The 12238-nt window shown below is 49.5% G+C and carries 9 protein-coding genes; 2 read left to right on the forward strand and 7 right to left on the reverse strand.

The genetic code is table 11. The features are described 5' to 3' along the window. Positions 1-206: 206 nt before the first annotated feature. On the reverse strand, positions 207-1700 hold the full coding sequence (locus tag AB1757_03025; GenBank protein MEW6126011.1) for a hypothetical protein: 1494 nt from the start codon (positions 1698-1700) through the stop codon (positions 207-209). 334 nt (positions 1701-2034) lie between these two features. Between AB1757_03025 and AB1757_03030 the strand changes: the two genes are divergently transcribed. Further along, a complete protein-coding gene (locus AB1757_03030) occupies positions 2035-5034 on the forward strand; it encodes a TonB-dependent receptor (protein ID MEW6126012.1) in 3000 nt (999 codons plus the stop codon). A gap of 93 nt (positions 5035-5127) precedes the next feature. Continuing rightward, positions 5128-5667: a tetratricopeptide repeat protein gene (locus AB1757_03035; GenBank protein MEW6126013.1), complete on the forward strand. Its 540-nt coding sequence runs from the start codon at positions 5128-5130 to the stop codon at positions 5665-5667. 99 nt (positions 5668-5766) lie between these two features. Here AB1757_03035 and AB1757_03040 read toward each other — a convergent pair whose 3' ends face one another. The 6 genes from AB1757_03040 to AB1757_03065 form a co-directional block, all read right to left on the reverse strand. After that, positions 5767-6333 carry a dihydrofolate reductase family protein gene (locus tag AB1757_03040; protein ID MEW6126014.1) on the reverse strand — a complete coding sequence of 189 codons (567 nt, stop codon included), beginning with the start codon at positions 6331-6333 and terminating at the stop codon, positions 5767-5769. Between the two features lie 803 nt (positions 6334-7136). Further along, positions 7137-7976: a DUF3881 family protein gene (locus AB1757_03045; GenBank protein ID MEW6126015.1), complete on the reverse strand. Its 840-nt coding sequence runs from the start codon at positions 7974-7976 to the stop codon at positions 7137-7139. Positions 7977-8092: 116 nt separating this feature from the next. Then, positions 8093-9193 (reverse strand): trypsin-like peptidase domain-containing protein, encoded by a 1101-nt coding sequence (locus AB1757_03050; GenBank protein MEW6126016.1) that lies wholly within the window; start codon positions 9191-9193, stop codon positions 8093-8095. A 19-nt stretch (positions 9194-9212) separates the two neighbouring features. Continuing rightward, positions 9213-9404: a hypothetical protein gene (locus AB1757_03055; protein MEW6126017.1), complete on the reverse strand. Its 192-nt coding sequence runs from the start codon at positions 9402-9404 to the stop codon at positions 9213-9215. Between the two features lie 82 nt (positions 9405-9486). Further along, positions 9487-9951: a type II toxin-antitoxin system VapC family toxin gene (locus AB1757_03060; GenBank protein ID MEW6126018.1), complete on the reverse strand. Its 465-nt coding sequence runs from the start codon at positions 9949-9951 to the stop codon at positions 9487-9489. 139 nt (positions 9952-10090) lie between these two features. After that, a complete protein-coding gene (locus tag AB1757_03065) occupies positions 10091-11710 on the reverse strand; it encodes an aspartyl protease family protein (protein ID MEW6126019.1) in 1620 nt (539 codons plus the stop codon). Between the last annotated feature and the right edge of the window lie 528 nt (positions 11711-12238).

Genomic DNA, 12238 nt, shown 5'->3' on the forward strand with positions numbered 1-12238 from the left:
CTTAGTTTAACCGTTGCCCGATTGCCACACTAATTATTTTGTCGGGAGGCTGGTGATGTGTGGCAGTTGAATTCAAGTGTGTAGGTTTGCAACCGGGTTGAGGGACGCTTTCGGATTTTCCAGAATTTGGCAGTTTGCAATCAGAGTCGTCCCTCAACCGTCGTTTGAAACAACTGCTTTTAAGCGAATCGTTGACTCATTAACCTTTAACGTTTGCTGATGACATTCAACACCGCTGCGGCAATCTGTTCAATGAGCGGCGAGATAACATCTTCGCCGTCGCTTTTGGCTTTCGCTTTGAGTGTGTTGTTAAGGGTTGTGGTGTTGTTCGCCGCAACCAGTTTGTATTCGATGGTCACTTCATCTTTGGCTTTGGTATTGCCCGCGATGTCTGCCGCCGTGTAGACGATAGCGGTAGCAACCGTGGTTGCAACGGCGCTGGCGGTTGAACCCGCATAACCGACGGATGAAATCGCCCCGGTCAAAGGGCTGGCTTTTTTCAGAAAACCGCCAAAACCGCCGCCACCCTGTTTCTGTGTGACATCGGTATAGAGCAGGTAATCACAGGCTTTTTGTTTAGCTTCGACTTCGATTTGCGAAGCGACGCGCGATTCGATAATCGTCACTTCAATCGCCGGGCGGCTCAAATATTTCAACACTGTATTGCGAATCGGTTCGGCTGCTTCAACGCCTTCAAACGATTTGCCCATCTGAGTTTTCGGCATCAACACGCCGACGCGAATCACCCCGGCTTTTTTCGGTCCCGTGGCAATCGGCAAAATATCGACCGGTTTCGAGGGTTTATAGGGGGCTTGCGTTTCGGCTTCTTTGGTTGATGGATGCATTGCCTGCTTAGCGATGGCACCGACATTGATGCCCATCAGTTGCTGATAATCTTTGGCTTCGCTGTAACCTTCGGGAATTTCAAACAACGCGGCATCCAAAGCGGCGCGCGATAGTTCAACAACTTCGGTTCGCATGGTTGTTGTGCGCCCGCTGGCGTCGTAAATTGTCGTGGTCACATCAACCGGATAGCCGAGTTTAGCGGAACCGATATTTCTGGTGCGCACTTGATCCTGACAACCTTGATTGCCATAACTGTTTGCCTGCGCGGCAGCAGCGTTGTTTTGACAATCCAATCCGTAATTCAAATCAATGTACCAGCCATCGGTTTCCATCTTCATTTTGGTCTGGTTACAGGCGTCGGGGCTGGATTCCGTGGTCATTGAAGTTTTCAAGTGACGCGCTGTGTAACCGAAAAAGTCTTTGCGTTCGCCGGTGTCGGTGATGGTCGTTATGTGAGTAATAATGCCGCCGCGTTTCCTCTGTTGCGGCGCAGGACTTTGTGGTTCGTTCGGTTGCGTGCTGGTTGTGGTGTCGTTGTTAGCGAATGGTTGAATTAAATAGGTTTTGGCTTTGTCGTTAATTTGTACGGCGCGTTTGAGGTCGCATTGGACGAGATTGACGAAGCCCAAACCTGCGCCCATCTCTGTGCGTTGGCGCGCGCCTTTGATATAGATGAGACTTTCACTGCTATGTCCCTGCATGGTCATTTGCGTGCGGATTTTAATATCCTGACCGGTTGATGAATTGGCGACAGGTTTTTTCGCGCCGCGGTTTTGCGCCAAAGCGGTCAATGAAATGGTCTGTATGGTGATTGCCAGTATTAAAAGCGCATAAATTAGTTTGCTGCGGTTCATAAAATCCTCTTAATCGGTTCTGTTGATTTTAAATTTGGCAGCGAATGAACGAGGCAAATCAACAGCCGATTCAGCCCCGTTCTTCGCCTTCAATCAATAACGCGAAGAAAATTAAAAAAATGAATCACCATGTAAAAATTTTTTCAGGTAAGTTAATTTGACAGGCTTGTGACCAGTGACTTAGCATCGCTTTTACGTTCTTCCGTCACCTGTAAAACGATAGGCAGGTTTTTACATGAACGACCCGGCAGTTTAAATAAATTTCAATTGCATCTTCTCTGTTTCACTTCGAGAAGTTAAATGAGGCTAACCAAAAATGCGACAGGAGGCATTCGTGAAAAGGTTTAAATTTTTAAGTCACCTTACCATTACACTACTGCTTATTGGACAATTTACTTTCGGAGTTTTTGCGCAGTCCCAAGCTTCGACAGGTTCCATTGAAGGCATCGTGACCGACGCCACAGGCGCGGTCGTACCCGATGCCAAAGTTACGGTTATCAGCTTACAGACGGGTTTGAAACGCCAGAGCGAAACCAACAGCGACGGGCTTTATCGCTTGCTCGCTTTACCGGTTGGCGAATATCAAATGACCGTTGAAAAACAAGGGTTCGCCGTCGTCAAACGCGAAGCCGTTAAAGTGCAAATCGGCGATAAGGTCACGCTCGACATCGAACTCGGCGCGGCGGGCGCTTCGGAAACCGTCAACGTCACTTCGGAAGCGCCGATTGTTGAAACCACCCGCACACAGGTTTCGGCGACAGTTAATGACCGCGCGGTTGCCAATTTGCCGGTCAACGGGCGCAACTTCATCGATTTCGTTTTGCTCACGCCCGGCGTCACCCGCGATGTGAGAACCGGCGACATCAGTTTCGGCGGTCAACGCGGCACCTTGAACAGTTTGCAAATTGATGGCGCAGACAATAACAACACCTTTTTCGGGCAGGCGCTCGGACGTACCGGTTCGGGGCGCGCGCCTTATCAATTTTCGCAAGACGCGGTGCAGGAATTTCAAGTCAACTCGAACGGCTATTCCGCGGAATTCGGTCGCGCTGCGGGCGCAGTGGTCAATGTCGTGACCAAATCGGGAACCAACGATTTTCACGGAACCGCGTTTGAGTTTTATCGCGACAAATCGCTCAATGCCAACACCTTTTTCAATAACGCCAATCGTCGCAAGCGCCCGGCGTTGCACGTCAATCAATTCGGCGGCAACCTTGGCGGACCCGTTGTCAAAAACAAAGCCTTCTTCTTTTTCGATTATGACGGACAACGTCGCCGCGACCCTGTGGATGTGATTTTGCAAGGCACACTGGTTGGCGCCAGCGACCCGAATTTTGCGGCGCAACAACGGGCGCTTGCCGAACTCGCGCCGAAAATCGGCAACTACCCGCGCGCTTTCGACCAGGATGTTTATCTGGTCAAAGGCGACTGGCAGATGAATGATAAAAATCATTTCACGGCGCGCTACAACTTTCAGAAATTCACCGGCGGTTCGCTGGAAAACTCAGCGCCTCCGGGCATTCCTTCGACAACGTCAACGGCTGAACACACGGGCAACTCATTGGTTCGCACTCACACCTTGACGCTTTCGATGACTACAGTGCTTTCCACACGATTGTTGAATGAATTCCGTTATAACTATGCGCGTGACCGTGAACCCGGCACCGCAAATTCCGATGAGCCGGAAGCCATCATTTTGCAGGGCGGGGTCACGGCGCTGCAAATCGGGCGCAATAATTTCAGCCCGCGTGAAACCACTGTGCGGCGTCATCAATTCATTGACAACATCAGTTATTCGCTCGGCAGACATGCATTGAAAACCGGCGTCGATGTGAACATTGAAAATATTTTGAATTTCTTCCCGGGACTTTTCGGCGGGCAATATACCTTCAATTCACTGGCGGATTTTGCCAATCGTCGCCCGGCGCGATTTGCGCAGGCATTTGCGGGCGCGGGCACTGATGGCCCGACGACCCGCCCGAACAATCGTGAATTTGCAGCCTTCGTGCAAGATGATTGGCGCGTCAGTCAACGCCTGACCATCAATGCCGGATTGCGCTATGACATTCAAAACATGAAAGAGCCGCCGATTCAAAATCCTTCTCCGGCGCTTGCGGCGTTTGGCATTGATACCAGCCGCGTCAATCGCGACAAAAATAATTTTGCGCCGCGTGTCGGTTTTGCCTGGAGTCCGCTGGATTCCAACCGTACAGTGGTGCGCGGGGGATACGGCGCGTTTTTCGGACGAACCCCGGCAATTATGCTCGGCACTGCGCATTCGCAAAACGGTATTCAAGTCGTCAGTTTGACTTTTACCGGCTCAGCAATACCCGCCTATCCGAATCGCTTTTCAGCGATTCCAACGAGCGTGACCATCCCGGCGTCAAATATCTATGCCTTCTCGCCCGATTATGTCGCGCCGTATACACAGCAATGGAGTCTCGGCGTTGAACATCAATTGATGAAAGACCTTGCCTTGACGGTGAATTATCTCGGTGTCAAAGGCACGCATCTCGGACGCACTCGCGACATCAACTTGAGCACGCCGGTTGCGACCACCATCCGCGATACTTCGGGCAAGAGTTACACCTATTTCCGTTTCCCCTCGCGAGCGACCACCAGTTTTGCGCGCATCTCGCAATTTGAATCAACCGGCAATTCGATTTATCAAGGCTTGACCTTTCAATTGAACAAACGTTTCGCGCAGAATTATCAATTGCTGGTGGCGTACACTTACTCACACGCGATTGATGATGCGCCGGACGCGACATCTGTCGTACCCGGCAACGCTGGCGATGATAGCAAAGTAGTGCAGAACACTTTGAACATTCGCGATGATCGCGCTTCATCGGTAAACGATGTGCGCAATCGTTTTGTCATCAGCGGTATCTGGGAAGTCGGCAATTACGCGAAAGGCATCGATAATAAAGTCGCGCGCGCCATCTTTTCGGATTGGAGTTTGAGCGCCATCTTCACCGCAGAAGACGGCAGACCCTATACGAGTTTGCTCGGCAGCGACCTCAATAACGATGGCAATCGCTTCACAGACCGGGTTCCGGGTATCGGACGCAACACCAATGTGGGTCCGGGCTTTGCCAGCTTTGACCCGCGCATCGCCAGAGATATTCGCTTGAATGAACGTGTCAAATTACAGTTCATCGGCGAAGCTTTCAATGCGTTCAATCGGGCGAATTTCACGGCTGTCAACGCCACCGCATTTACGGTGTCGGGCACGGGAAGTTCCGCAGTGCTGGTGCCGAATGCGGCGTTCGGCAGACCGACCAACACTACTGAACCGCGCATCATTCAACTCGCCGCGAAAATTATTTTCTAAGACAAGTTGAAATCGCTTTGATCGAAAAGAGGCTGTTTACACGCAGCCTCTTTTTTGTTTATGCTGCTAAAAAAAATCGGTCAGGTAAGAAAGATGAAACGACTATTGATTGTCCTGTTATTGTTGCCGATGGGTTTGATGGGTTGTGCAAAAAATCCCGCGACGACGGAAGAGTACGAAGCGCAAACCAACCGCGCCAAATCTTATGCCGAAGCCAAAGATTATGATAAAGCCATCGAGGCGTATTCAAAAGCTGCCGCAATGAAGCCCGAAGTCGATACGGCGTATAAATTGCGCGGTCTGACTTACGCTGAAAAGCAGGATTACCAGCAGGCGATTCAAAATTATTATGATGCGCTCGATAGAAATCAGGACGATGCCGAGACCTGGAATGCATTGGCGCGCGCCAGCGCCGCAATCAAAGATTATTCGGTAGCGGAATCCGCTTTTCAAAAAGCCATTCGTTTAAAGCCGGATTACGCCGACCCGTTTTATTATCGCGCCTTGATGAATCAAGAACGCGGCAAACGCGACGAAGCGAGTTATGATTTAAAGCGCTGTATTGAACTCAGCAAAGATGTGGCGATGCAGGAGCAAGCCCGCGCGATGTTGAAAGAATTAGGGGTGAAGTAGATTATTCTAACGATTCGATTGACTGGGCGCGCCCCTGTGACGCTGAATTACAGACGACCTGTGGAGCGCGCTTCAGTGCAATAGATGTTCGGCGGTGTCCTATTTTCGCACTTCGTAACGAAGCGCCACCATTCCGGTTTTGTAGGCTTTGACCTCTGCCAGATGCAGGGCAATGTCTCTGTCGAGTTTCTCGAAGAATGGAATGCCCTCCCCAATCAAGATCGGTAGGATTGAATAACGAACTTCGTCGGCCAACCCACGACGCAGGCATTCGCCGGAGACTACACCACCGCCAACGAACCAGATGCTACGGAACGCAGGACGCAAACGGCCATTCACGAATTCTGTGAGATCACCGGCGTAGAACTCGATAGTATCTCTTGTCCGCGGCAAGTTGCGTCGCGTGAGAACGAAGGTAGGTTTGTTACCATATGCCCATCCCAATCCTTTGGCTTCAAAACTCAAGGCGGTCTCATAGGTTCGCGATCCCATCACATAACAATCAATCGTTTTGAGAAACTCCTGGACGAATGCTGGATCCATTGTGTCCCCGCTTACGAATTCGTCTGAAGTCTCCATCCAGTCAACGTTCCCGTCCTGCCGAGCGATGAAGCCGTCAAGGCTTGCAGCCATGTGAATAGTTACAAGAGAATCCGTGTTTGACATCGTTTCGTCTTCCCATAAATTCATGCCATTTATTTATATATCCATTCGTGTTCACGAAAGCTTAACGCTGCGGTTGACCGAACGCGAAAACACTGGATGCCTGAGAGCCGTTGTGCTCGCGCTCTGGTCGAATCGCTGATCAGACTGCGCCCCATCAACCGAGGTCTGTCTTGATTGCATTAACGACGGCACGCTTATGTGCCACACGTTCTTTAGCCTACTCAATTCTACTGGTTCGTAGCACCGATCCCTGTCGGCTTTCAAACTTTCAATTAGCTGCTTCTTGAGTTTAGTGCCGAGATGGGCAATCTCATCCGGGTTTAAGCTTATAGCCCACTTTGTAACTGCTGCCTGGACTGATGCAGCCGAAACCTGTGATACGTAAGTTCCGCCCTTGTATTCCATTATGAACGTGAATGTTGCCATACCTCATTCAAGTCCTGCTGCCGTACACCTACAAGCAGTCTAACCAGAATTGAGTGGTATCAGGAAAATTCTGAGTATGCGTTTACAGGTTCAACGAATTGCCAATCAGATAAATTTCAATGGACATTCCCAGCGGATGTCGCGGATTGCGCGGATGGGCGCGGATAAATTACTTGCTTCATCCGATGTTGAAACAATCAATTTAAATCATCCGTCTTCATCCGTTTCATCCGCGACATCCGCTGGGACATCGACAATGAATTGGCAAGCTACCAGGTCTTCCATCAATTCATTCCGAACCAGGTAGCCGAAATAGCTTGGTCAAAAGCCTTTCAACACGCAAGCGCAATTTCATTCAAAACTATCGAAGGATGCAATTAATTGCCGCGTTGCAGTCTGCCCCAGAAATCACTGATTTCATAAGCGCGGTCTACACCTTCATAACGCGCTTCCAAATCCTCGCGGTCGAGAATGTGACCTTGCAACCAGATTCTCGCGGAGATTGCCGCGCCGATTTTCAAACGACCCGGCAAGGCATGACGATTAGCTAAAATTTCCAGGCGGAATTTGCCGACATCAACGTGAAGCCAGACCAGGTCACTTTCCGTAAGTGGGTTTTTCAAATAACGCCACGCCAGCACACGCCCGCGAATCAGGTAATCGCTTTCATAAGCATTCTCTGCGAGTTCAGGGGTCTTTTCAGCCAATTCAAAAACCGGCGGATTGCGTTTGAGATAGGAACCCGAATGCAGCACCGCTGAATATGCGAGTCCGGCAAAGGCGACATGAAGGTGCGAATAATTGAACACGTTGAGATTCAATTCGGTGAGGTTCTGTAATTGAAAAAGTATCTCGGTATCGGCATTGAGATAGCCGCGCAGCAAAGCGTCGCCGCTCTCTTCGTATTCAATCAACTCCCAGGGCGAAAAGATGTAAGCGTAGCGACTGCGAAAAGCCGGACGGCAATCTTCATATTGAATTTTTTTGCCACTGGCGCAAAGCCATGCCCATACTTCCAAGCCATCGCCGACCTTCCAACATTTGCCTTGTAAAGTGGCTTCGCCGCGATTGATTAAACTATAGGTGCCGTATTTATCGGCGCTTTCAAAAAGGTCAAAGAAATCGTCATCTTCGATGATTTCAAAGCCTATCGCCTCAAAAAGATTATCATCGTAATCTTCGTCAAAGGTTTCTGCGGGTAAAACTTTTTTGGACATTTTCTTTTGGTCATTGATCATTGGTCATTGTCATCGGTCAACTGCTAAATAACGGCACTGCCTCAAGGGCAATCAATAGTTAGCAACTGACAAAGGACAAATGCCCAATGACTAATTTATTTTTTCTCTTCACCGACCTCGACACTCAAAGTGTATTCTTTACCGTCGCGCAAAATTTTAAGGGCAAGTTTAGTGCCCGGCGCTTTGTTCGCAACCAGGCGATTGAACTGCACGAATGAGGCGACCGGTTTGTCATCGACGTTGAGAATCAAATCGTTTTGTCTAAGCCCTGCGCGCGCCGCCGGTGTGCCACGTTCGGCACGAACCACCAAGACGCCGCGCGTATCAGCCGGAACTTTTAAGACGCCGCGCAAATCCGGCGTCAAATCGCGGGTTTCGATTCCCAGATAGCCGCGCGCTACTCGTCCGCGTTCGATGAGTTGTGGCAAGAGCGCTTTGACGCTGTTAATCGGAATCGAAAAACTCAACCCTTGCGAACGTTCCAACACCAGCGTGTTGATGCCAATCACTTTGCCGTCGGCATTGACCAGCGGGCCGCCGGAATTTCCCGGATTGATTGCCGCATCGGTTTGCAGATAATCATCAAACTGTCCGCCGAAATCGGTGCGCCCTTTGGCGCTTAAAATACCGAGCGTCACGGTGTGGTCAAGCCCCAGAGGATTACCAATGGCGATGACCCATTCACCGACGCGCAGTTCATCGCTATCGCCAAGTTCGGCAACCTGCAAAGCCGCGCCTGATGGGATAATTTGCAAAAGCGCAATATCGGTGACTTCGTCATAGCCTTTCACCGAAGCAGGGAATTGCCGACCGTCATGCAAGGTCACCCACACGCGGTCTGCCAGACGGGGTTGGCGATTTTCTGCGGTTTGACTGGCTCTTCGGCTGCTTTCGCCTGCGGAAATCAGATGAAAATTGGTGACAATCAAACCCTTGTTATCAATGATGAAACCGCTGCCGAGATTTTCGCCAAGCGCCGATGTTGAACGCACATTGACCACCACATCATTGAGTCGTTCAACAATTTCGGGCACATCGGGAAAAGCCGGCTTGGTTTTTGCGCGTGAGGATTGCACCTGATCTTTAGCATTTTGCGGACTGTTAAAACTTTCGACGGACGCAGAAAACCCGAAGGCTGTTTGCGAGGCTGCAACGCAAAATAAAAGGGTGAGTAACGATTTTGCCAGTTTATTCATGATTTCGGTTTACCTGAATTTAATTTTCTTCTTGAATTTCTCGGGCTGGGGCATAAACGCGAACGCCACGGATATTTCGCGCAGGTCCATATTGCGGACGCACACCCGAACGAATCATCTCCGCAAACAAGTCTACATCATAATCGCAATCACGCGACATCTCTTCGCGAATGGCGTGAAGCTCTTCTAAAAATCTCGGTTTCGGATACATAGGCTCAGTAGGCAGTAGCCGGTAATCGGTAATCGGTGATTGTCGTTTGACCGACCACCGACTGCCGATTACCGGCTACCGATTAAAATTCGGGACTAATTAAAAATTCCGGCGTCACAATCATCGGCACAAAAAAACCGGCTACGGTATTGAAGAGTTGCACACGCGATTGCCGATGGACATTTGCCAGATGACCAAAATCCCAGGTTACAAAAAAATCGGCTTTGTTGACCGATGCCAGGGCGACGTGCAAAGCGTTCGCCAGATATTTGCGATGAAAAATGCCGCGCGATACATAGCCATCCGCGAGAATCGCCGCCTCTTCGGTGATTTCATATTGCGGCAACGATTTGATCAATTTCAAATAAGATGACCGACGCGGTTCATCCATGCGTTCGAGTTCGCGCACCACCAGCGGCGAAACGAAGGCTTCATAATCGCGCAATTCATGCTCCCACCAGCGAATGGTTAAATCGCGACGAAAGGGTTCTCCGTTATCGAGATAAGCGCCAACAACGGAGGTTTCGATATATAAACTTTTCTTCATAACAACTGCGAAATTCATTCTAACACAAGCCGCAATTGTCGGATGGAATTCCGCTTGAGAAAAAAATATTCTTCAAATTAATTGAGCGGTCGCTCGTTCGATTAAGCGATGATGAGTTGAGGAGCAGAAAAATTTTAGTTTAGTTTAATGCTTGATTCTTGGTCTCCGCCGGTATTTTTTTAATTGAAGTGGTGTGCGGTTTCAAGCCAACCTGAGCTTTCGCGAAATTAATCGTCACACTGAAATGGCGCAGAAAATCGCCGCCTAAAATGCCGCTTTGTTCAAAGCCGGAGGTTTCGTTGATGGCGCTGAAATCCAAAACCAGAGCGCGTAAATTGTCCTGTCGCAAATCGGCAACGCGACAGTTTTTGATAAACAGCAATTCCACATTATCGGAAATGCCGCCTGCGCCGATGACCCGCACTTTTTGCCCTTTGATGATTTGTTCGCGCAAATTCAACCGGTCAACAGCGTGGGTTGAGATGACGGTGGAACTTGCGCCCGAATCCAAAATCGCATTGATGGTATTCTTGCCATCCAATTCGGTTTCGATACTGATTAAACCGTTTTGCGTGGTGCGAAACGGCACGACCGTCATATCAGGCGAGGTAGCCACGACCGATTGATCAATGTCCTGACTTAAACGCATGACGTTGCTTTGATAATCAAGCTCGGTTAAAAACCGCGACAAAACCGATAAGCCAATAAAGCCGTCAGCCTGAACGTCTGCGGCGGAATTGTTGAGCGAATGGAAGGGGCGAATAAAGCAGGGCACCGAGCGAACCTTTACCTCACCGAGTTGCAGGGTGTTGACCAGTCCGTAAACGATAGGGAATTTGCCGCTGCCGCCGACCCCCTGTGAATGCCCGCCGTGAGCGATTTCCGGAACTTTAAATTTTTTCGCAGCCTCTTTGGAAATCACCGTGAAACCGGAACCGGTATCAACCACGAAGATGGCATCCCGCCCGTTCATTTTGACGTTGATGTAAGGGCGACGGTCATTGCCGAGTTCAAACGGCACTTGCGAAGTTTTCGACCCGCTCACTTCGTGAACCCTGAGTCCTGCCAGTTTGCGATAAAATTCAATCAAACCGCTGATGCGGTCGCGGCGCTCTTTATCGGTTTCAGGCGCGACTGTAAGAAACCGTTCATAGGCTTCTGCCGCCTGGTCATATAATTCGATGCGTGATGAAGCGCGGGCAATGGTGATTAAAAAATCCTCTTCGGAAGAGTCAAGCGAGATGGCGCGAAAGGCTTTGGCAATCGATTGGTCACAACGCCCTTCATAATAATCAATCTCGGCGGCAGCGCCGTAAGCGAGCGCTTCTTTGGGATTCAGTTTGAATGCCTGATTCAATTCAGGGATGGCTGCGACAATAAACCCGGAGCGCAACAAGGATGCGCCGATTAACGCATGCGCGCGAGCATTGGTGCTGTCGAGTTTTAAAACTTCGGTAGCCAAATCAAAACAGGATTTATAATCGAGTCCTTTATAGTAAGCGTAAGATGCGCCGAGGCGTGCGGCGATGTTGGTCGGGTCGAGGTGGAGAATCGCTTGATAAGCTTTTACGGCATCCGGGTAATAGCCTTTACGGAAAGCTTTCCGTGCAGTTTTGCCGAGTTTTTCTAGCTCTGCATCGCGCTTTTTCTGTTCGGCTTTGGTAAGGGGGGATTGTTCGGATGCCGCGAAAATCAATGGTGGCGCAATAAAAGTTAATGCGAGCGCGAACAACAAAGCAACTGCTGTTGCGTGTTTCATACTGCACCTCACTCAAAAATAGTTGCCAAGATAAACCAGAGGGCACAACGGGTTCATCAAAAGTGGTTGTTATGGAATCCGCTAATGATTATCGGTTCAGCTGTCAATGCATTTCATACAGGCCGAGCAAAAAAAGTCTATGACTCGCGGTGATGAAAGTCAACAATCGAAATCGTATCCGCTCTGTTTCGTAAAAAGGAAATCTGACAATGCCTAAGTGAAGTTTACGATAATTGCTCAAGTAGCGATTGATTTCAGTGAATTTTCCAAAAATTGTCACGAAAAGCCCCCTGAAATTTGTATTTACTCTGCCTGTAATCGAGGCTAACATAAGCGTTGTCGGAGCCTGGTTCCCCGGTCTCTTATGAGCAGATGAGATCAGAAAGTATATTACTTAGTGTTGAGTTTCGATTTGTAATGGCTAGATGGATTGATGGGTTAATATCCGCTCGCGATTTTTTAACATTCCGCTATCGAAATTCAGGCTGAAAAGGCTCAGAATTTCCTGCCCTCTATTGGTAAGTTTCG

Source organism: Acidobacteriota bacterium (assembly GCA_040754075.1).
Taxonomy (GTDB): Bacteria; Acidobacteriota; Blastocatellia; order UBA7656; family UBA7656; genus JBFMDH01.